This is a genomic window from Pseudomonas sp. LB1P83, assembly GCF_054897885.1.
In genome coordinates this window covers 4311647-4332086 of the sequence record NZ_CM142709.1, presented here as the reverse complement: position 1 = coordinate 4332086, position 20440 = coordinate 4311647, and the positions used below count along the sequence as shown (strand labels likewise).

The following is a 20440-nucleotide window of genomic DNA, read 5'->3' as shown; positions in this document are numbered from 1 at the left end:
TATGGGGGAACTCGGTCAAGTGTGGGAGTGAGCCTGCTCGCGATGGCAGCGCCGCGGTCTAACGGTGGGCACCCCAAACCTGCATCCGCGCGATATAAGCCTGAATCTCCCGCTCTGCCGACTGCGGATTATCAAACGGCCCCTCCAGCGTGTTTTCCCGGGTGCTGAAATACAATTCCCCGTTCACACGGCACACCCGGTCGCAACGAAAGTGCGTAGCGGGGGCGTTGTCCTGGGCGCGCATGCCGTACATGGCGATCTCCTGAGGTATGTTCCGGATGGTGGATCCAATGAGCTTATGCATGAACCACTTGCGGCGCCTGACCAACTGATCGACGGCACATCGTCAAATTAATGGTGCGACCTGCACAGTTTCATTCGCGGCCAGCCACCAACTGTCCCTGTGTCGCGCCGGGGTCTGCGCCTAGAATGGTGTTTCTTGCCATCTGGCTTTGGGGTTCGCATGCACATTTCATCCGGTCGCTGGGTTTACGGTCTGTTCCTGGCCTTGTTGACCGCGGTTCTGTGGGGAATCCTGCCGATCAAGCTCAAACAAGTCCTGCTGGTGATGGACCCGGTAACGGTGACCTGGTTTCGCCTGACGGTGTCCGGTGGGTGCCTGTTCATTTATCTGGCGGCGACCCAACGCCTGCCGAGCCGCAAAGTCCTGGGCCCGCGCGGTGGCTGGCTGGTGTTGATGGCGGTGCTCGGACTGGTCGGCAACTACGTGCTGTACCTGATGGGCCTGAACCTGCTCAGCCCCGGCACCGCGCAACTGGTGGTGCAGATGGGGCCGATCATGTTGCTGATCGCCAGTCTGTTTGTGTTCAAGGAACGGTTCAGTGTGGGGCAGGGGATTGGTCTGCTGGTGCTGCTGATTGGCTTCGCACTTTTCTTTAATCAACGCTTGACCGAGTTGTTGACCTCGTTGACCGATTACACCGCGGGCGTGTTGCTGGTGCTGCTGGCGTCGACGGTCTGGACGTTTTACGCGCTGGGGCAGAAGCAATTACTGACGGTGTGGAACTCGTTGCAGGTGATGATGGTGATCTACCTGTTCTGCGCGCTGTTGCTGACGCCGTGGGTGCATCCGCTGGAGGCACTGCAATTGAGTCCGCTGCAAGGCTGGTTGCTGCTGGGGTGCTGCATGAACACCTTGATCGCCTATGGCGCCTTTGCCGAAGCGCTGGCTCATTGGGAAGCTTCGCGGGTCAGTGCGACGCTGGCGATTACGCCGTTGGTGACGTTTGGCGCGGTGGCCGTGGCGGCGTGGGCGTGGCCGGAGTATGTGCATGCCGAGACGATCAATGGTCTGGGGTATGGCGGGGCAGTGTTGGTGGTGGTGGGTTCGGCGTTGGTAGCGTTGGGGCCGTCGTTGATTGCCGGGCTCAAGGCGCGCAAGGTGCGGGTGGCGGCCAGTTAGGCCGCGTTATCGTTCTTCGCGGGCAAGCCTCGCTCCTACAGAAGATCTATGTCGCACTTCATTCCCTGTAGGAGCGAGGCTTGCCCGCGAAGACTGACTGTCAGGCACCGAAAACCTTAACCCTTGGCACCCGCTTCCAACATATTCTCCGGCCTTACCCAGGCATCAAACTGCTCATCTGTCAGATACCCCAGCTGCAACGCGGCCTCTCGCAACGTCAGCCCCTCGTTGTAGGCCTTCTTGGCAATCTCCGCCGATTTGTCGTAGCCGATATGCGGGTTCAGCGCCGTCACCAGCATCAATCCACGCTCCAGGTGTTCAGCCATTTTCGCTGCATCCGGTTCAAGCCCGGCGATGCAATGCTGCTGGAAGTTGCTGCAGCCATCGCCCAGCAGGCGGATCGATTGCAGCAGGTTGTGGATGATCACCGGTTTGAACACGTTCAGCTGCAAGTGCCCCTGACTCGCTGCAAAACCGATGGCAACGTCGTTGCCCAAGACCTGACACGCCAGCATCGACAGCGCTTCGCACTGGGTCGGATTGACCTTGCCCGGCATGATCGAGCTGCCCGGTTCGTTAGCCGGCAGTTTCACTTCGGCAAAACCTGCTCGTGGCCCGGAGCCCAGCAGACGCAGGTCGTTGGCGATTTTCATCAGGGTCACGGCGAGGGTTTTCAGCGCACCCGACAGGGTGGTCAGCGGCTCATGGCCGGACAGCGCAGCGAACTTGTTCGGCGCGGTGACGAACGGCAGGCCGGAGAGGGCGGCCAATTCCGCAGCGATCGCTTCACCAAAACCGTGGGGAGAGTTCAGGCCGGTGCCGACCGCGGTGCCGCCCTGCGCCAGTTCACAGACCGCCGGCAGCGCGCTGCGGATCGCCCGTTCGGCGTAATCCAGTTGCGCGATGAACGCCGAGAGTTCCTGGCCGAAGGTAATCGGCGTGGCGTCCATCATGTGGGTACGGCCGGTCTTGACCAGTTTCATGTGCCGTGCCGACAACTCTGCCAGCCCGCCAGAGAGTTCACTGATCGCCGGCAGCAAATGCTGCTGCACCGCCTGGGCGGCGGCAATGTGCATGGCGGTCGGGAAGCAGTCATTGGAGCTTTGGGAGCGGTTGACGTGGTCGTTGGGGTGAACCGGGGTTTTGCCGCCACGCGGATTGCCGGCCAGCTCGTTGGCGCGACCGGCGATCACTTCGTTGACGTTCATGTTGCTCTGGGTGCCACTGCCAGTCTGCCAGACCACCAGCGGGAACTGGTCATCGTGGTTGCCGTCGAGCACTTCGTCGGCGGCCTGTTCGATCAGGCGGGCGATGTCGGCGGGGAGGTCGCCGTTGCGGTCATTGACCCGCGCCGCGGCTTTCTTGATCAGGGCCAGTGCGTGCAGCACGGCCAGCGGCATACGTTCGTTGCCAATGGCGAAATTAATCAGCGAGCGTTGCGTCTGAGCGCCCCAGTAGGCCTCATCCGGGACTTCCACCTGGCCAAGGCTGTCGGTTTCGATACGGCTCATCTTGCACACTCCTGTAGGTCGATAGCGCAGTTTAGGCCGTGATCGCCGGCCGTGGTTCCATCGGACTGGATTTTGACCGTTCAACCCCTCTAATTCAGGCCCGACAAGGCTTGGGGTTGAGTGACACACTTTTTTAGGCGCAGAATGGACGCCCTTGGGGTTTTACCTCGCCTGCTAGAAAAGGAAACTCGATGACTCGTCTTCGTGCCATCTGTACCGCGGTTGCACTGGTTTGCGCCAGCGGCCCTGTTTTTGCCGATACCGCCAGCCACAACGCCAGTGCCGAAGCTTTCCTGACCCTGGCGCACGCTGACAAATTGGGCACTCCGGTGTACATGCAAGTGCAGCAAATGTTCGCTCAGCGCTTTGAACAGACCAAAGCCCCTGAATCGAAAAAAGCCTTGCTGGAAACCTACCAGGCCAAAGCCAACGCCGCGTTGGACCAAGCCATTGGCTGGAACAAGCTGAAGCCGGACATGGTCAAGCTCTACACCACCAACTTCAGCGAATCCGAGCTCAAAGACCTGGTTGCGTTCTACAAGTCGCCACTGGGCAAGAAAGTCCTGGAAAAAATGCCGCAGCTGACTCAGCAATCGGCCCAGATGACTCAAGCCAAGCTGGAAAGCGCGGTGCCTGTGGTCAACAAGCTGTTGGCTGACATGACCAACGAGCTGGACCCTAAAGCCGGCGCTGCTGCTCCTGCTGTCAAGAAAAAGCCTTAAGCGGAGCCGGGTATGACCATGCAACAACGCATCGAATCGACGCTGGGCCTGTTGCAGCCGCAGTATCTGCAAGTGCTGGATGAAAGCCATATGCACAGTCGTGGGTTGCAAACCCATTACAAGGCGGTGGTGGTCAGCCAGCAGTTTGAAGGGCTCAACCGCGTCAAGCGTCACCAGAAAGTCTACGGCACGCTCGGCGAGCTGATGGGTGAGTTTCATGCGTTGGCGCTGCATACCTACACGCCGGAAGAATGGGCACAGATCGACGCGGCTCCGGCCTCGCCAACCTGTGCTGGCGGTAGCAAACATTGATGTCCTGCTACCTGTAGGAGCGAGGCTTGCCCGCGAAGGCGTACTCAAGATCGCTATCGCGGGCAAGCCTCGCTCCTACAGAAGCGTTTATTTTTGCTAGAATCCGCAACGCGCCGCTCACCCGGCGCGTTTTTTTTCGCATCCGGTTCACCCCTTACGAGGGTAGCCACCTGGAGAATCACCCATGACACAACAGATTGTCGTGGCGGCACTGTATAAGTTCGTCACCCTGGAAGATTACATCGCCCTACGCGAGCCACTGCTGCAAGCAATGGTCGACAATGGCATCAAAGGCACGCTGCTGATCGCCGAAGAAGGCATCAACGGCACCGTGTCCGGCAGCCGCGAAGGCATTGACGGGCTGATGACCTGGCTCAAGAACGACCCGCGCATGGACGATATCGACCACAAAGAGTCGTACTGCGACGACCAGCCGTTCTATCGCACCAAAGTCAAACTCAAGAAAGAAATCGTCACCCTCGGCGTCGAAGGCGTGGACCCGAACAAAAAGGTCGGCACCTATGTCGATCCAGAGAACTGGAACGCCCTGATCAGCGATCCGGAAGTGCTGTTGATCGACACCCGCAACGACTACGAAGTCTCGATCGGCACTTTCGAAGGCGCCATCGACCCGAAAACCACCAGTTTTCGCGAATTCCCCGACTACATCAAAGCCAATTTCGACCCGGCCGTGCACAAGAAAGTCGCAATGTTCTGCACCGGCGGCATTCGTTGCGAGAAGGCTTCGAGCTACATGCTCAGCCAGGGTTTCGACGAGGTCTACCACCTCAAGGGTGGCATTCTGAAGTACCTCGAAGAGGTGCCGCAGGAAGAAACCAAATGGCAGGGCGACTGTTTTGTGTTCGACAACCGCGTGACCGTGCGCCATGACCTCAGCGAAGGCGACTACGATCAATGTCATGCCTGTCGTACGCCGATCAGCGTCGAAGACCGTGCATCCGAGCATTACGTGGCCGGCATCAGTTGCCCGCATTGCTGGGATACGCTGAGCGAGAAAACCCGTCGCAGCGCCATCGATCGGCAGAAGCAGATCGAACTGGCCAAGGCGCGCAACCTGCCTCACCCGATCGGCTACAACTACAAGCAAACTCCTTCAGAGGCTTGAACCATGTCTGCACAGCGCCTGCTCTATGTGATGGACCCGATGTGTTCCTGGTGCTGGGGCTTTGCGCCCGTCGCCAACGCGCTGGTCGAGCAGGCGCAGGCGGCGGGGGTGGACGTGCATCTGGTGGTCGGCGGCTTGCGCACCGGCAGCGGCGCGGCGCTGGAGCCGACCACCCGGCGTTATATTCTTGAGCATTGGCAGGCGGTCACTGAGGCCACCGGCCAACCGTTCAAAATCGAAGGCGCGTTGCCGGAAGGTTTTGTCTACGACACCGAGCCTGCGTGCCGGGCGCTGGTGACGGCGCGCTACCTGGCGCCGGACTGCGCGTGGAAACTGCTCGGGCTGATTCAACACGCGTTCTACGCCGAAGGCCGGGACGTCACCCACGCCAGTGTCCTGGTCGAGTTGGCCGAGCAGGCCGGCCTGCCGCGCATCGAGTTTGCTGCCGCGTTCGACCGTGCCGATCAGCACGCCGCGACCGCTGCCGATTTCACCTGGGTCCAGGACCTCGGCATCGCCGGCTTTCCTACGCTGTTGGCCGAACGTAATGGGCAACTGGCGCTGTTGACCAATGGCTATCAGTCGCTCAGCGTATTGTCTCCGTTGCTCGGCCGTTGGCTGGAGCGCGCTGCCTGTGCATGACGTGCCCGATGACACGCCAGCTCCCAAGCGTGTCGATCGGCTGAGTTGGGCTGAAATCCGTCGCTTGGCCCTTCACCATAAAAAATCCCTGTGGATCGCCAATGGCGTGGCGGTGTTGGCCACCCTGTGCAGCGTGCCGATTCCTTTGCTGCTGCCATTGCTGGTAGACGAAGTGCTGCTGGGACACGGCGATTCCGCGCTGAAAATCATGAACCACGCGTTGCCTGAAGGCTGGCAGAAAGCGGCGGGCTATATCGGCCTGATGCTGCTGGTGACCTTGTTCCTGCGTTGTGGCGCCTTGCTGTTCAACGTGGTGCAGGCGAAGTTGTTCGCGGCGCTGGCCAAAGACATCGTGTATCGCATCCGCATACGGCTGATCGAACGGCTCAAGCGCATTTCCCTGGGCGAGTACGAAAGCCTGGGCAGCGGCACGGTGACCACGCACCTGGTGACGGACCTGGACACGCTGGACAAATTTGTCGGCGAGACACTCAGCCGATTCCTGGTGGCGATGCTGACGCTGGTCGGCACCGCGAGCATTCTGATCTGGATGCACTGGAAGCTGGCGCTGCTGATCATGCTGTTCAATCCGCTGGTGATCTACGCCACGGTGCAACTGGGCAAGCGGGTCAAACACCTGAAGAAGCTCGAGAACGACAGCACCTCGCGTTTCACCCAGGCCCTGACCGAAACCCTCGACTCGATTCAGGAAGTGCGTGCCGGCAACCGTCAGGGGTTTTTCCTCGGGCGTCTGGGGCATCGAGCCCGGGAAGTGCGCGATTACGCCGTCAATTCTCAGTGGAAGACCGATGCGTCGAACCGCGCCAGTGGCTTGCTGTTCCAGTTCGGCATCGATATTTTTCGCGCTGCGGCGATGCTCACCGTATTGTTCTCCGACTTGTCCATCGGCCAGATGCTGGCGGTGTTCAGCTACCTGTGGTTCATGATCGGTCCAGTGGAACAACTGCTCAATTTGCAGTACGCCTATTACGCCGCTGGCGGTGCGCTGTCGCGGATCAACGAGCTGCTGGCCCGCGCCGATGAGCCGCAATACCCCGGCGGTGTTGATCCGTTCCAGGGTCGGGACACCGTGGGCATTGAAGTCCAGGGCTTGAGTTTCGGGTACGGTGACGAGTTGGTGTTGAACCAGATGGACCTTTCCATCGCCCCCGGCGAGAAAGTGGCGATCGTCGGCGCCAGTGGCGGCGGCAAAAGCACGCTGGTGCAATTGCTGCTGGGCTTGTACACGCCCCTCGCCGGAACCATCCGTTTCGGTGGCTCGACCCAGCAAGAAATCGGCCTGGAGACCGTGCGCGAAAACGTCGCCGTGGTCCTGCAACACCCCGCGCTGTTCAACGACACCGTTCGCGCCAACCTGACGATGGGCCGCGTGCGCAGCGACGAGGCGTGCTGGCAAGCGCTGGAAATTGCCCAGCTGAACCAAACTGTTCGAGCGTTGCCTGAGGGTTTGGACAGCATTGTCGGACGTTCAGGTGTGCGTTTGTCCGGTGGCCAGCGGCAACGGCTGGCGATTGCGCGGATGGTGTTGGCCGAACCCAAGGTGGTGATTCTCGATGAGGCCACCTCGGCGCTGGACGCGGCCACCGAATACAACCTGCACCAGGCGCTGGCGCGATTCCTGAGCCACCGCACCACGCTGATCATTGCGCATCGTTTGTCGGCGGTGAAGCAGGCCGATCGGGTGCTAGTGTTCGACGGCGGGCAAATTGCCGAGGATGGCGACCATCAGCAACTGATTGCCGAAGGTGGTTTGTACGCCAAGCTTTATGGACATTTGCAGCAGCATTAGTGACAGTTCGCGCCATGTTGACCCCAGATTGCGCACAAATATCGGCGCTGGCTTGCCGGGATCCAATACGCACCCTAGTCTAGCTGTAGCGATCACGTTGGATGATGATCTGGCAGTGCTAATGCAAGGGACCTCATGAAGCAAAAGCGGACTCTCGGAACCCCAAGGTTATTGGGCATCGTCTGGCCATTTATTGCCGTAGTGCTATTTCAAGCGCTGTTGGGCGGGGTCAGTCTTTATGTACTTTCGGCGGTTCGCGGCTATGTGGCCGGGGAAAGCCTGTGGTCCAAGGGCCAGAAGGACGCCATCTATTACCTCAATCTCTACGCGGACAGTCGCGATGAGGCCATTTTCCACAAGTACCAGAACGCGATTGCCGTACCGCAGGGTGGCCACGAGTTGCGCGTGGCGCTGGATCACCAGCCACCGAATATCGAATCCGCGCGGGTGGCAATTCTCAAGGGTGGCAATCACCCCGACGACGTCTCCAGCCTGATCTGGCTGTACCTCAATTTCCGGCATTTCAGCTACCTGGAAAAAGCCATCGACCGCTGGACGGTGGGTGACGCGTACCTGGTTCAACTCGATAACGTCGCCCGGGAGATGCATCAGCGCATTACCGAGCGTCAGGCTTCGAACGCCGACATCAAACGCTGGAAAGACCAGATATTTGAGATCAACGATGGTGTGACGCCTGCTGCCAAAGCCTTCAGCGATGCCTTGGGCGAGGGCTCGCGCTTGATTCTGCGCCTGCTGCTGGTGACAAACCTGGCCACGGCCCTGGGTTTGATTGCATTGGCCCTGATGCGCACGCACAAACTGCTCAAGCAGCGCCATGCCTTTGCCGAGGCCTTGCAGCTGGAGAAAGAGCGAGCGCAGATTACCCTGCAATCCATCGGCGATGGGGTGATCACCACGGATGTCGACGGTGCAATCGCCTACATGAACCCGGCTGCCGAAGCGTTGACTCACTGGAAAGGCGAGCACGCCATCGGTTTGCCGCTGGCAGCCTTGTTCAATCTGCTGGATGAAAACGCCCAGGCTGATGGTTTTACCTTGATCGAGCATATTTTGAGCGGTCAGCTCAGCGGTGGCAGCGAACATTCCAAACTGATCCAGCGCCTGGATGGCAGCACCGTCTCGGTCACCCTGGTCGGGGCGCCGATCCGCAATGCCGGCAAGGTCAGTGGCGCCGTGCTGGTGTTGCATGACATGACTCAGGAGCGGCAGTACATCGCCAACCTGTCCTGGCAGGCGACCCATGACGCCTTGACCGGGCTGGCCAATCGTCGCGAGTTCGAGTATCGCCTGGAGCAGGCGCTGCACAACCTGACGCGGTACGCCGGGCGCCACACCTTGATGTTCCTTGATCTGGACCAGTTCAAACTGGTCAACGATACCTGCGGCCACGCGGCGGGTGACGAACTGCTGCGGCATATCTGTGCGCTGTTGCAATCAGGCCTGCGCGAAGGCGACACCCTGGCCCGGCTGGGCGGTGACGAGTTCGGCATTTTGCTGGAAAACTGTGCGCCGGAAGCGGCCGAGAAAATTGCCGAGAGCCTGCGCCATACCGTGCAGAACCTGCACTTTGTCTGGAAAGGCCGGCCATTCGTCACGACGGTGAGCATCGGGATGGTGCATGTCGCGCAAACCCCGACCACCCTCGAAGCTTCGCTGCGTGCCGCTGATATGGCCTGTTACATGGCCAAGGAGAAGGGGCGTAACCGTGTTCAGGTGTATAACGCCGATGATTCGGAGTTGTCCCTGCGTTTCGGAGAGATGGCGTGGGTACAGCGTCTGCACATGGCCCTGGAAGAGGACCGCTTTTGCCTGTACTCCCAGGAAATCGCGCCCCTTGGACATACCGAACACGGCGGCGGGCATATAGAAATCCTGTTGCGTTTACATGATGAAGCCGGGCGCATGATATTGCCTGACAGTTTTATTCCGGCCGCCGAACGTTATGGCCTGATGACGGCACTTGATCGTTGGGTAGTGCAGAACGTCTTCAAGATCATTGCCCAATGTATAGCCGAAGAACGCAAAGGTCCTTTGGCGATGTGTGCGATTAATCTGTCAGGCACTACTATCGGAGATGACGCGTTTCTGGACTTCCTGAGGGAACAGTTTGTTGTATGGTCTATTCCACCTGAAATGATTTGTTTTGAAATTACAGAAACCAGTGCAATTTCAAATCTGGGAAGTGCAATTAGATTTATCAATGAACTCAAAGGTTTAGGCTGCCACTTTTCATTGGATGACTTCTGCGCCGGGATGTCCTCATTCGCCTACTTGAAACATTTACCTGTAGACTTCTTGAAGATCGATGGAAGTTTCGTAAAGGATATGCTGGACGACCCGATTAACCGCGCCATGGTAGAAGTGATCAACCACATCGGCCATGTCATGGGTAAGCGTACGATTGCCGAGTTTGTAGAAACACCCCAGATCGAGCAGGCATTGCTGGAGATCGGGGTGGATTTCGCTCAAGGGTATGTCATTGAACGCCCGCATCTGTTTACCTGCGATAGTTTGCAAAGTCGTCCTGCCAGGCCTCAACCTTTGTTATTCAAGGCGCCCGGCACGTTCCGTTGAAATCTCTTGCTGATCCTAACAATCACAATCAAAAGGAGCCCGACAGTGATCGACACATTCAACCGAACCGGACCACTCATGGAAGCTGCAAGTTATCCCGTATGGGCGCAACAGCTCATCAAGGATTGCAGCGAGAGTAAGCGCCGGGTTGTCGAACACGAACTGTATCAGCGCATGCGAGATAATAAACTCAGCGCAAAAACCATGCGTCAGTACCTGATTGGTGGCTGGCCCGTAGTTGAACAGTTCGCGTTGTACATGGCGCAAAACCTGACCAAGACTCGTTTTGCCCGCCATCCAGGTGAAGACATGGCGCGTCGCTGGTTGATGCGTAACATTCGTGTCGAACTTAACCATGCCGATTACTGGGTGAACTGGAGTCGGGCCCATGGCGTGAGCCTGGAAGATCTGCAAGCGCAGCAAGTTGCCCCTGAGCTTCACGCCTTGAGTCACTGGTGCTGGCACACCAGTTCGGCGGATTCGTTGATTGTCGCCATTGCCGCGACCAACTACGCCATCGAAGGCGCGACCGGGGAGTGGTCGGCACTGGTCTGTTCCAATGGTGTCTACGCCGCAGCGTTCCCGGAGGAAGATCGCAAGCGGGCCATGAAATGGTTGAAGATGCACGCCCAGTACGACGATGCCCATCCTTGGGAAGCGCTGGAAATCATCTGCACGCTGGCGGGCATGAATCCGAGCAAATCCCTGCAAGTGGAGTTGCGCGAGGCTGTCTGCAAGAGCTACGACTACATGTACCTGTTTCTGGAGCGCTGCATGCAATTGGAACACTCGGAAAAGGCGCCGGTCGCGCGTGAGCGCATGGCATTGGCCGAAAGCTGATCCATAGGCAGCACACACCAAAAAATGTGGGAGATTCTATGTTGCAGGGCAACCCGGCAGCATAAAATCTCCCACATGTGTTTTACGGTGTCGCTGGAGGTTTTAACCCGCCATGGCCAACCGGTTACGCCCTTCGCGCTTGGCGACATACAGCGCGCTGTCGGCCCGTCGCAACAAACTCTCGGCAGACTCGCCCGGCAGCAGGGTCGAGCACCCCAGGCTGACTGTCAGCTCGACCATATTGCCATCGGCCTTGTAGTTCTGCGCCTGCGCGGCAAACCGCAGTCGTTCGCCGATCATGGCGGCGGCTTCCCGGCTGGTGTTGGACAGCAGGATCAGGAACTCTTCGCCCCCAAACCGGAACACCATGTCCACATTGCGCAGCTGGCTCTTGATCGAGGCGGCGACAGCCTTGAGTACGTCATCACCCGCACTGTGGCCGAAATTATCGTTAACGTTTTTGAAGTGATCGATGTCCAGCATCAGCAGCGACAACGGCATCAAGTGGCGTCGCGACATCTCGATTTCGCGTTGCAGGGTCTGATCCATGGCGACGCGGTTGCCAGTGTCGGTCAATGGGTCGCGCAATGCGCTTTGCGTCGCGGCACGGTAGAGCAGGGCGTTACGCATCGGAAACAGCAGAGTGGACAGCAACGATTCCAGATTGCCCTGTTCGTATTCGCTGAATCGCTGATTGCGGCGGAACACCAGTTCACCCAGGTTCTCGCCTTCATGGCTGAGGCTGTAGGTGACTGAATGATGGCCGCGCTGACCGAACTCCAGGCGCAAGTCACTGCCCGGGTGCTGAAAATTCAGCGCGTCCAGCGGTACAAGGCGCTGAATTTCACGGAAGAAAAGTCCGAGAATGCGTTGTGGCTCAAGACTGGTTTGCAGCTGCTGGCCGAGTTGCTGGCGCAATTGTGCAAGGCTGAATGGCCGCTCCAGAATGGGAGGTTGCTGACCAAAGCCCAGGCGTTGCAATTTGGCGCTGTCGAAGTCAATTGCGTTGGTCTGGGATGGTGATTTCATATGGCGTGAGCCCCTAAGCAGTAAGGCTGTCTTACAGGCTGGGTGAGAGCGGCTTTGGGCTGCGCGTCATACTGATCCATCAGTCCCGTAGGACATTTGGCGCAAGTTTAGTCCGCTTTATCGAAGATTAGTAACCTATCGATTGCGGTGTCTGCCTGATTGCTTTCACACGGCGTGTCTGAGCAAATTTAGAGCGAAAGTCATGCCAATGAGTTCCGTCTAATAAAAAACGTTACAAATCAATATATTAAGAGGGTTGAGTGATTTTTTACCCGGAAGGGCGACGGCCCTTTGACTGAAACGGACGTAGGTAGAGGGTACTTTGAGTGCCGCGCCGGGAAGTCGACGCGACACAAAAAGCGACGTGCGGTTGTTACTGGGCGTTGAAAGCTTGGCCGTTGATGCCAGTGCTGTCCGGGCCCATCAGGTAGAGGTAGGCCGGCATGATCTCCTCGGGCGTAGGATTATTCAGTGGGTTTTCACCCGGGTAGGCCTGGGCGCGCATGCTGGTGCGGGTGGCGCCCGGGTTGATGCTGTTGGAACGCACCGGTGCCACGGTGTCGACTTCGTCGGCCAGGGTTTGCATCAAGCCTTCGGTGGCAAACTTGGACACGCCATAAGCGCCCCAATACGCACGCCCCTTGCGACCGACGCTGCTGGAGGTGAACACCACCGAAGCGTCCTGGGACAGCTTGAGCAGGGGCAGCAAGGTGCTGGTGAGCATGAACATGGCGTTGACGTTGACGTGCATGACGCGCATGAAGTTTTCGCCGGACAGTTGCTCGATCGGTGTGCGCGGTCCAATGATCGACGCGTTGTGCAGCAAACCGTCGAGATGGCCGAACTCTGTTTCGATCATCGCGGCCAGTTCGTCGTATTGATGAGGCAGCGCGGTTTCGAGGTTGAACGGGATCACGGCGGGTTGTGGATGTCCGGCGGCTTCGATCTCGTCATAGACCTGGGTCAGATTGGCTTCGGTCTTGCCCAGCAGCAGTACGGTTGCGCCATGGGCTGCGTAGGTTTTCGCAGCCGCAGCGCCAATGCCGCGACCTGCGCCGGTGACCAGGATGACCCGGTCCTTGAGCAATTCAGGGCGGGCGGAATAATCAAACATAAGAAACCTCACAACAATTCAATAGACAGGCATCGCACTTGTGGCGAGAGGGCTTTTGTGGCGAGGGGATTTATCCCCGTTGGGTTGCGGAGCGACCCCAAAAAAGGGACTGCTGCGCAGTCCAACGGGGATAAATCCCCTCGCCACAAAGCATCCGGCAACCAGTCAGGTCAGCAACTACAGAGCGCGCTATCAAGCACTTTGCGCAACTCCAGCGGATGATCGACCACCACATCCGCCCCCCAATGCCGCGGGTTGTCGTCCGGGTGAATGTACCCGTAGGTCACGGCGGCCGTTTTGGTGCCAGCATCGCGACCGGACTCGATATCGCGCAGGTCATCGCCCACAAACAGCACGCTGGCCGGGTCCAGGTCGAGCATCTTGCACGCCAGGATCAGCGGCTCCGGGTCCGGCTTGCTGTTCTTCACGTGGTCCGGGCAGATCAGCAGCGCCGAGCGTTCTGCCAGCCCCAGTCGTTGCATGATCGGTTCGGCGAAGCGCACAGGCTTGTTGGTCACCACGCCCCAGATCAAGTTGGCCTTCTCGATGTCGGCCAGCAGTTCACCCATGCCGTCGAACAGCTTACTGTGAACCGCGCAATCCTTGAGGTAGCGCTCGAGGAACTCCAGGCGCAGTTCTTCAAAGCCTGGGGATTCCGGGTCCATGGAGAAGGTCACGGCGACCATCGCCTTGGCGCCGCCGGAAATCTCGTCGCGGATGTGTTTGTCGTTCACCGGCGGCAAGCCGCGATCGGCCAGCATCGCCTGGCAGATGGCAATGAAGTCCGGCGCGGTGTCGAGCAGCGTGCCGTCCATGTCGAAAAGGACTGCTCTGATTCGCATCGGCTTATTCCTCGCGCAGGGTCTGGATCATGTAGTTGACGTCCACATCGGCCGCCAGTTTGTAGTGCTTGGTCAGCGGGTTGTACGTCAGCCCGATGATGTCCTTGACGGTCAGGCCGGCCATGCGGCTCCAGGCACCCAGCTCGGAAGGACGGATGAATTTCTTGAAGTCGTGAGTGCCGCGTGGCAGCAGCTTCATGATGTATTCAGCGCCGACGATGGCGAACAGATACGCCTTTGGATTGCGGTTGATGGTGGAGAAGAACACCTGGCCACCCGGTTTGACCATTTTGAAGCAGGCGCGGATCACCGACGACGGATCTGGCACGTGCTCAAGCATTTCCAGGCAGGTGACCACGTCGAACTGCTCGGGCATTTCCTCTGCCAGCGCTTCGGCGGTGATCTGCCGGTATTCGACGCTCACGCCGGATTCCAGCTGATGCAGTTGCGCGACCGCCAGCGGCGCTTCACCCATGTCGATGCCCATGACGGTAGCACCGCGCTGGGCCATGGCTTCACTGAGGATGCCGCCACCGCAGCCCACATCGAGGACTTTCTTGCCGGCCAGGCTGACCCGCTCGTCAATCCAGTTGACCCGCAGCGGGTTGATGTCGTGCAGCGGTTTGAACTCGCTTTCGCGATCCCACCAGCGATGGGCCAGGGCTTCGAATTTGGCGATTTCGGCGTAGTCGACGTTGCTCATGGTTTAAGTCCTCTAAAACTTGAAAAATCCTGTTGCCCCGGTGTTCAGTCCGGGGGGCTTACTATTCGGTGTGGCCGCTGATGCGTTGACCCCAGGCCTTGGCAGTGGCGCAGAGCTGTTCTTCGTCGAGGCGGGTCAAGCGACGGTCGTCGAGCAGTTGCTTGCCGGCGACCCACAGGTGTTTCACGCAGTCCCGGCCCGTGGCGTAGATAAGCTGCGACACCGGATCGTAGACCGGCTGCTGCGCCAGGCCCGACAGATCGAATGCCACGATGTCCGCGGCTTTGCCGACCTCCAGCGAACCGACTTCAGCCTCGATCCCCAGCGCGCGGGCGCCGTTGAGCGTGGCCATGCGCAGCGCGCGATGGGCGTCCAGCGCGGTGGCCGAGCCGGCAACAGCCTTGGCCAGCAACGCGGCAGTACGGGTTTCGCCGAGCAAATCGAGGTCATTATTGCTGGCCGCGCCATCGGTACCGACGGCGACATTGACGCCGGCCTGCCACAGGCGTTCGACCGGGCAGAAGCCGCTGGCCAGCTTGAGGTTGGATTCCGGGCAATGAATCACATGGGTGTTGCTCTCTACCAGCAACACCAGGTCTTCATCGCTGATCTGGGTCATGTGAACGGCCTGGAAGCGTGGCCCGAGCAGGCCCAGGCGCCCGAGTCGAGCCAGTGGGCGCTCACCGCGCTGCTCGACCGATTGCTGCACTTCGAAAGCGGTTTCGTGAACGTGCATGTGAATCGAGGCGTCCAGTTCTTCGGCGATTACCCGGATTTTTTCCAGGTTCTCGTCGCCCACGGTGTAGGGCGCATGGGGGCCGAACGTGACTTTGATGCGCTCGTGGTGCTTGAGGTCGCCGAATAACTCGACGCCCTGACGAATGGCCTCGTCCGCCGTGCTGGCGCCTGGAATCGGGAAATCGAGGATCGGAATGGCGATCTGTGCGCGAATACCGCTGTTATGCACCCGCTCGCTGGCAACCTTCGGGAAGAAATACATGTCAGAGAAGCAGGTGATGCCACCTTTGATCTGCTCGGCGATGGCCAGGTCCGTGCCGTCGCGGACGAACGCTTCATCGACCCACTTGGCCTCGGCGGGCCAGATGTGGTTTTCCAGCCAGGTCATCAACGGCAGATCGTCGGCCAAGCCCCGGAACAGCGTCATCGCCGCATGACCATGGGCATTGATCAGGCCGGGGCTAAGCAACATGTCCGGCAACTCACGTACTTCGGTTGCGTTAAGCTTCAGCGCAGCCGACCGTGGGCCGATAAACACGATACGCCCGTCGCGAATGCCCAGGCCGTGCTCTTTGAGGACAACGCCAGCGGGTTCGACGGGTACCAGCCAGGTCGGCAGCAATAACAGGTCGAGCGCAGCGGCAGTGTTCGGCATCGAAGGTCGGTTCCAGTGCTTTTGTAAAGGATGGCGAAGTATACCCGAGCGTCTTCGCGGGGGGATCGCTATAATCGGCGGCTTTTGTTCATGAGTGCGGGGTGTGGGATGCGCGATCGACTGTTGGCTGCGGAGAAGGTGAAGGCCATCGATTGGCGTGATGGCGTCCTGTACCTGCTGGATCAGCGTATTTTGCCGTTCGAGGAAACGTGGATCGCCTACACCAGCGCCGCTGGCGTGGCCGAAGCCATTCGCTCGATGGTGGTGCGCGGTGCGCCGGCGATTGGCATCAGTGCCGCGTATGCCATGGTGCTGGCAGCCCGCGCCCGCATTGCCGAGGGCGGTGACTGGCAGGCCGCGTGGGAAGAGGATTACGCGTTGCTGGCCGATTCCCGTCCGACGGCGGTGAACCTGTTCTGGGCCTTGGCCCGCATGCGTGACCGCCTTGATCGTCTCAAGGGTAATGCCGACCCTCTGGCGGCGCTGGAGGCGGAGGCCATCGCCATTCATGAAAGCGATCGCGAAGCCAACCTGACTATGGCGCAGCTGGGTGTGGACCTGATCCGCAAGCACCAGGGCAATGCGCAAGCGATCCTGACCCATTGCAACACCGGCGCGTTGGCGACCGGCGGCTTTGGCACGGCGCTGGGGGTGATTCGCGGGGCCTTTATCGAAGGCATGGTCGAGCGCGTCTACGCCGACGAAACCCGCCCATGGCTGCAAGGTTCGCGATTGACTGCATGGGAATTGGCCAATGAAGGCATTCCCGTGACCGTCAACGCCGACTCTGCCGCCGCGCACATCATGAAAACCAAAGGGGTGACCTGGGTGATCGTCGGTGCGGACCGGATCACCGCCAATGGCGACGTGGCCAACAAGATCGGCACCTATCAGCTGGCGGTCAACGCCATGCACCACGGCGTTCGCTTCATGGTGGTGGCGCCGAGTTCAACCATCGACATGAACCTGGCCAGCGGCGATGAGATTCCTATTGAAGAACGCGATGGTCGCGAGTTGCTGGAAGTCGGCGGCAAGCGGGTCGGGGCGGATGTCGATGCGTTCAACCCGGTGTTTGACGTGACCCCGGCGGACCTGATCGATGCGATCGTTACCGAAAAAGGCATCGTCGAACGCCCGGACACCGCGAAAATGGCGCAGTTGATGTGTCGTAAGCGTCTGCATTGAAGATATTTGGTGCCTGTTAATTGCCTTCGCGGGCAAGCCTCGCTCCTACGATTGATCGCGTCGGTCGCATCTTTTGCGAGCGGCATCGATTCAATGTAGGAGCGAGGCTTGCCCGCGAATGGGCATTAACTGACACCAAATAGCTTTCATTCCTCCCGAAATTTTGCATTCAAAATGCCTCTAAGCCTCTCTCGTCCCCGTTAAGCCTGCCACCAGTCAACTAACTACACTCCATGCGCATCTGGGGGATAGGTGCGTGGCGGCTCTTGTGATAACATCCGGCGTTTTCCGAGGCAGTCCCACGGGGTTGTCTTTACTGCGCAAATCCATGGTTCATCTTGTTGATTTGTCGTAAGTCGGTGCATGGCACTCAGCCTGCAGCGGCGAGCTTCGTTCGTCCCATATGGATGTGACGAAGTTTCACCAGAAAAAGGAATCGAGCTTCTCATGGGCGAACTGGCCAAAGAAATCCTCCCGGTCAATATCGAAGACGAGCTGAAGCAGTCCTACCTCGACTACGCGATGAGCGTAATCGTCGGGCGGGCCCTGCCGGATGCGCGCGATGGCTTGAAGCCCGTGCACCGGCGTGTGCTGTTCGCGATGAGCGAGCTGGGCAACGACTTCAACAAGCCGTACAAGAAATCTGCCCGTGTTGTCGGTGACGTAATCGGTAAGTATCACCCGCACGGTGATACCGCGGTGTACGACACCATCGTCCGGATGGCGCAGCCATTCTCGCTGCGCTACCTGCTGGTAGACGGCCAGGGCAACTTCGGTTCCGTGGATGGCGACAACGCCGCCGCCATGCGATACACCGAAGTGCGCATGACCAAGCTGGCGCACGAGCTGCTGGCTGACCTGCATAAAGAAACCGTGGACTGGGTGCCGAACTACGACGGCACCGAAATGATCCCTGCGGTCATGCCGACCCGTATTCCAAACCTTTTGGTCAACGGCTCCAGCGGTATCGCCGTGGGCATGGCGACCAACATCCCGCCGCACAACCTCGGTGAAGTCATCGACGGTTGCCTGGCCCTCATCGACAACCCTGAGTTGACCATCGATGAGCTGATGCAATACATCCCCGGTCCGGACTTCCCGACCGCCGCGATCATCAACGGTCGCGCCGGCATTATCGAAGCCTACCGCACCGGTCGCGGGCGCATTTACATGCGCGCCCGCTCGATGATCGAAGACATCGACAAGGTCGGTGGCCGTCAGCAGATCGTCATCACCGAACTCCCTTACCAGCTGAACAAGGCCCGTCTGATCGAGAAGATCGCCGAGCTGGTAAAAGAGAAGAAGCTCGAAGGCATCACCGAGCTGCGCGACGAGTCCGACAAGGACGGTATGCGCGTCGTGATCGAGCTGCGTCGCGGCGAAGTGCCTGAGGTGATCCTCAACAACCTCTACGCCCAGACCCAGCTGCAGGCGGTGTTCGGTATCAACATCGTCGCGCTGATCGACGGCCGTCCGCGGATCCTGAACCTCAAGGACCTGCTGGAAGCGTTCGTTCGTCACCGTCGCGAAGTCGTTACCCGCCGTACCGTGTTCGAACTGCGCAAAGCGCGCGAGCGTGGTCACATCCTGGAAGGTCAAGCGGTTGCCCTGTCGAACATCGACCCGGTCATCGCCTTGATCAAGGCTTCGCCGACGCCGTCGGAAGCCAAGGAAGCGCTGATCAAGACCGCATGGGAGTCGTCCGCTGTGGTTGCGATGGTTGAGCGCGCCGGCGCCGACTCCTGCCGTCCAGAGACCCTGGACCCGCAATACGGTCTGCGCGAAGGTAAATACTTCCTGTCGCCGGAACAGGCGCAAGCCATTCTGGAACTGCGTCTGCACCGTCTGACCGGTCTGGAGCACGAAAAGCTGCTGGCGGAGTATCAAGAGATCCTCAACCAGATCGGCGAGCTGATCCGCATCCTCAGCAGCGCTACGCGCCTGATGGAAGTGATCCGCGAAGAGCTGGAAGTGATCCGCGCCGAATACGGCGACGTGCGCCGCACCGAAATTCTCGATGCCCGTCTCGACCTGACCCTGGGTGACATGATCCCGGAAGAAGAGCGCGTCGTGACCATCTCCCACGGTGGCTACGCCAAGACCCAGCCGCTGGCTGCGTACCAGGCCCAGCGTCGTGGCGGTAAAGGCAAATCGGCTACCGGCGTGAAGGATGAGGACTACATTGCTCACCTGCTGGTCGCTAACAGCCACACCACGCTGCTGCTGTTCTCCAGCAAAGGCAAAGTGTACTGGCTGAAAACCTACGAAATTCCGGAAGCGTCCCGCGCTGCCCGTGGTCGTCCGCTGGTCAACCTGCTGCCGCTGGACAGTGATGAATACATCACCACCATGCTGCCGGTCGAGGAATACACCGAAGGTCACTTCATCTTCATGGCCACTGCCAAAGGCACCGTGAAGAAGACCCCGCTGGAATCCTTCAGCCGTCAACGCAGCGTCGGCCTGATCGCGCTGGAGCTGGACGAAGGTGACGTATTGATTTCTGCCGCCATTACCGATGGTGAGCGCGAAGTCATGCTGTTCTCCGACGGCGGCAAGGTGACTCGCTTCAAGGAAACCGACGTTCGCGCCATGGGCCGTACCGCCCGCGGTGTTCGCGGCATGCGTCTGCCGGAAGGCCAGAAGCTGATTTCCATGCTGATCCCGGAAGAAGGCAGCGAGATCCTCACCGCTTCGGCCCGTGGTTTCGGCAAGCGCACGGCGATCTCCGAGTTCCCTGAGTACAAACGTGGCGGTCAGGGCGTTATCGCCATGGTCAGCAACGACCGTAACGGCCGTCTGGTCGGTGCAGTCCAGGTGCTCGACGGCGAGGAAATCATGTTGATTTCCGACCAGGGCACCCTGGTTCGTACCCGTGTCGACGAAGTCTCCAGCCTGGGTCGTAACACCCAGGGCGTAACCCTGATCAAACTGGCCAGTGATGAAACGCTGGTTGGTCTGGAGCGGGTTCAGGAGCCGTCGGAAGTCGAGGGCGAAGAGCTTGAGGGTGAAGAGGGCGAAGAGGGTGCGGTGTTCGACGGCGAAGTCGTGATCGACGACGTTGTTGAAGATCAGCAACTCGACGCCGCTGCTGACGAAGAGCCACAAGAGTAAGTGGACAAACAGGGGGCGGATGAAAATTCGCCCCCTTGTTGTTTGTCTTGTACGAAAATATCGACACCATGGAGAACCCTGT

General features: G+C 59.3%; 17 protein-coding genes. 10 read left to right on the top strand and 7 right to left on the bottom strand.

The features are described 5' to 3' along the window. Positions 1 to 58 precede the first annotated feature (58 nt). Positions 59 to 253: a DUF6316 family protein gene (locus ACYZTY_RS19825; RefSeq protein ID WP_461955132.1), complete on the bottom strand. Its 195-nt coding sequence runs from the start codon at positions 251 to 253 to the stop codon at positions 59 to 61. 210 nt (positions 254 to 463) lie between these two features. On the opposite strand from ACYZTY_RS19825, the gene ACYZTY_RS19820 reads away from it, so the two are divergent. Continuing rightward, complete coding sequence (locus ACYZTY_RS19820) at positions 464 to 1423, top strand: DMT family transporter (RefSeq protein ID WP_461955131.1); 960 nt, start codon at positions 464 to 466, stop codon at positions 1421 to 1423. Between the two features lie 116 nt (positions 1424 to 1539). Here the strand turns inward: ACYZTY_RS19820 and ACYZTY_RS19815 are convergent, their stop codons facing one another. Beyond that, positions 1540 to 2934 carry a class II fumarate hydratase gene (locus ACYZTY_RS19815; RefSeq protein WP_461955130.1) on the bottom strand — a complete coding sequence of 465 codons (1395 nt, stop codon included), beginning with the start codon at positions 2932 to 2934 and terminating at the stop codon, positions 1540 to 1542. Between the two features lie 191 nt (positions 2935 to 3125). Here ACYZTY_RS19815 and ACYZTY_RS19810 point away from each other — a divergent pair, with 191 nt between their 5' ends. From ACYZTY_RS19810 to ACYZTY_RS19780, 7 genes are all read left to right on the top strand, one after another. Further along, complete coding sequence (locus ACYZTY_RS19810) at positions 3126 to 3656, top strand: DUF2059 domain-containing protein (RefSeq protein ID WP_461955129.1); 531 nt, start codon at positions 3126 to 3128, stop codon at positions 3654 to 3656. A gap of 12 nt (positions 3657 to 3668) precedes the next feature. Continuing rightward, entirely contained in the window at positions 3669 to 3968 is a 300-nt protein-coding gene (locus ACYZTY_RS19805; RefSeq protein ID WP_461955128.1) for a BolA family protein, read from the top strand. A 184-nt stretch (positions 3969 to 4152) separates the two neighbouring features. Continuing rightward, positions 4153 to 5094, top strand: coding sequence for an oxygen-dependent tRNA uridine(34) hydroxylase TrhO (gene trhO, locus ACYZTY_RS19800; protein WP_461955127.1), 942 nt, complete (start codon positions 4153 to 4155; stop codon positions 5092 to 5094). Between the two features lie 3 nt (positions 5095 to 5097). Next, positions 5098 to 5736 (top strand): DsbA family protein, encoded by a 639-nt coding sequence (locus tag ACYZTY_RS19795; RefSeq protein ID WP_461955126.1) that lies wholly within the window; start codon positions 5098 to 5100, stop codon positions 5734 to 5736. Continuing rightward, positions 5729 to 7546, top strand: a complete 1818-nt coding sequence (locus ACYZTY_RS19790; protein WP_461955125.1) for an ABC transporter ATP-binding protein — start codon at positions 5729 to 5731, stop codon at positions 7544 to 7546. Before ACYZTY_RS19795 ends, ACYZTY_RS19790 begins: the two co-directional genes overlap by 8 nt. A gap of 135 nt (positions 7547 to 7681) precedes the next feature. Continuing rightward, entirely contained in the window at positions 7682 to 10141 is a 2460-nt protein-coding gene (locus tag ACYZTY_RS19785; protein WP_461955124.1) for an EAL domain-containing protein, read from the top strand. 78 nt (positions 10142 to 10219) lie between these two features. Next, on the top strand, positions 10220 to 10981 hold the full coding sequence (locus tag ACYZTY_RS19780; RefSeq protein ID WP_461955123.1) for a TenA family transcriptional regulator: 762 nt from the start codon (positions 10220 to 10222) through the stop codon (positions 10979 to 10981). 102 nt (positions 10982 to 11083) lie between these two features. Here ACYZTY_RS19780 and ACYZTY_RS19775 read toward each other — a convergent pair whose 3' ends face one another. From ACYZTY_RS19775 to ACYZTY_RS19755, 5 genes are all read right to left on the bottom strand, one after another. After that, the gene (locus tag ACYZTY_RS19775; protein WP_461955122.1) at positions 11084 to 12010 is read right to left on the bottom strand and encodes a GGDEF domain-containing protein; all 927 of its coding nucleotides are present in this window, start codon (positions 12008 to 12010) and stop codon (positions 11084 to 11086) included. A gap of 373 nt (positions 12011 to 12383) precedes the next feature. Beyond that, entirely contained in the window at positions 12384 to 13124 is a 741-nt protein-coding gene (locus ACYZTY_RS19770) for a YciK family oxidoreductase (protein ID WP_461955121.1), read from the bottom strand. A 170-nt stretch (positions 13125 to 13294) separates the two neighbouring features. Beyond that, complete coding sequence (gene mupP / locus ACYZTY_RS19765; protein WP_461955120.1) at positions 13295 to 13966, bottom strand: N-acetylmuramic acid 6-phosphate phosphatase MupP; 672 nt, start codon at positions 13964 to 13966, stop codon at positions 13295 to 13297. Between the two features lie 4 nt (positions 13967 to 13970). Beyond that, entirely contained in the window at positions 13971 to 14669 is a 699-nt protein-coding gene (ubiG, locus tag ACYZTY_RS19760) for a bifunctional 2-polyprenyl-6-hydroxyphenol methylase/3-demethylubiquinol 3-O-methyltransferase UbiG (protein WP_131061361.1), read from the bottom strand. 61 nt (positions 14670 to 14730) lie between these two features. Continuing rightward, positions 14731 to 16062: a TRZ/ATZ family hydrolase gene (locus ACYZTY_RS19755; RefSeq protein WP_461955119.1), complete on the bottom strand. Its 1332-nt coding sequence runs from the start codon at positions 16060 to 16062 to the stop codon at positions 14731 to 14733. A 108-nt stretch (positions 16063 to 16170) separates the two neighbouring features. Between ACYZTY_RS19755 and mtnA the strand changes: the two genes are divergently transcribed. Beyond that, on the top strand, positions 16171 to 17247 hold the full coding sequence (gene mtnA, locus ACYZTY_RS19750) for an S-methyl-5-thioribose-1-phosphate isomerase (RefSeq protein ID WP_461955118.1): 1077 nt from the start codon (positions 16171 to 16173) through the stop codon (positions 17245 to 17247). A 447-nt stretch (positions 17248 to 17694) separates the two neighbouring features. Beyond that, the gene (gene gyrA, locus ACYZTY_RS19745) at positions 17695 to 20358 is read left to right on the top strand and encodes a DNA gyrase subunit A (RefSeq protein WP_461955117.1); all 2664 of its coding nucleotides are present in this window, start codon (positions 17695 to 17697) and stop codon (positions 20356 to 20358) included. Positions 20359 to 20440 lie beyond the last annotated feature (82 nt).

Excerpts from the sequence above, each read along its gene's own strand:
- ACYZTY_RS19825 (WP_461955132.1), bottom strand. The coding sequence starts at position 253 with ATGTACGGCATGCGCGCCCAGGACAACGCCCCCGCTACGCACTTTCGT.
- ACYZTY_RS19820 (WP_461955131.1), top strand. The coding sequence starts at position 464 with ATGCACATTTCATCCGGTCGCTGGGTTTACGGTCTGTTCCTGGCCTTG.
- ACYZTY_RS19815 (WP_461955130.1), bottom strand. The coding sequence starts at position 2,934 with ATGAGCCGTATCGAAACCGACAGCCTTGGCCAGGTGGAAGTCCCGGAT.
- ACYZTY_RS19810 (WP_461955129.1), top strand. The coding sequence starts at position 3,126 with ATGACTCGTCTTCGTGCCATCTGTACCGCGGTTGCACTGGTTTGCGCC.
- ACYZTY_RS19805 (WP_461955128.1), top strand. The coding sequence starts at position 3,669 with ATGACCATGCAACAACGCATCGAATCGACGCTGGGCCTGTTGCAGCCG.
- trhO (WP_461955127.1), top strand. The coding sequence starts at position 4,153 with ATGACACAACAGATTGTCGTGGCGGCACTGTATAAGTTCGTCACCCTG.
- ACYZTY_RS19795 (WP_461955126.1), top strand. The coding sequence starts at position 5,098 with ATGTCTGCACAGCGCCTGCTCTATGTGATGGACCCGATGTGTTCCTGG.
- ACYZTY_RS19785 (WP_461955124.1), top strand. The coding sequence starts at position 7,682 with ATGAAGCAAAAGCGGACTCTCGGAACCCCAAGGTTATTGGGCATCGTC.
- ACYZTY_RS19780 (WP_461955123.1), top strand. The coding sequence starts at position 10,220 with ATGGAAGCTGCAAGTTATCCCGTATGGGCGCAACAGCTCATCAAGGAT.
- ACYZTY_RS19775 (WP_461955122.1), bottom strand. The coding sequence starts at position 12,010 with ATGAAATCACCATCCCAGACCAACGCAATTGACTTCGACAGCGCCAAA.
- ACYZTY_RS19770 (WP_461955121.1), bottom strand. The coding sequence starts at position 13,124 with ATGTTTGATTATTCCGCCCGCCCTGAATTGCTCAAGGACCGGGTCATC.
- mupP (WP_461955120.1), bottom strand. The coding sequence starts at position 13,966 with ATGCGAATCAGAGCAGTCCTTTTCGACATGGACGGCACGCTGCTCGAC.
- ubiG (WP_131061361.1), bottom strand. The coding sequence starts at position 14,669 with ATGAGCAACGTCGACTACGCCGAAATCGCCAAATTCGAAGCCCTGGCC.
- ACYZTY_RS19755 (WP_461955119.1), bottom strand. The coding sequence starts at position 16,062 with ATGCCGAACACTGCCGCTGCGCTCGACCTGTTATTGCTGCCGACCTGG.
- mtnA (WP_461955118.1), top strand. The coding sequence starts at position 16,171 with ATGCGCGATCGACTGTTGGCTGCGGAGAAGGTGAAGGCCATCGATTGG.
- gyrA (WP_461955117.1), top strand. The coding sequence starts at position 17,695 with ATGGGCGAACTGGCCAAAGAAATCCTCCCGGTCAATATCGAAGACGAG.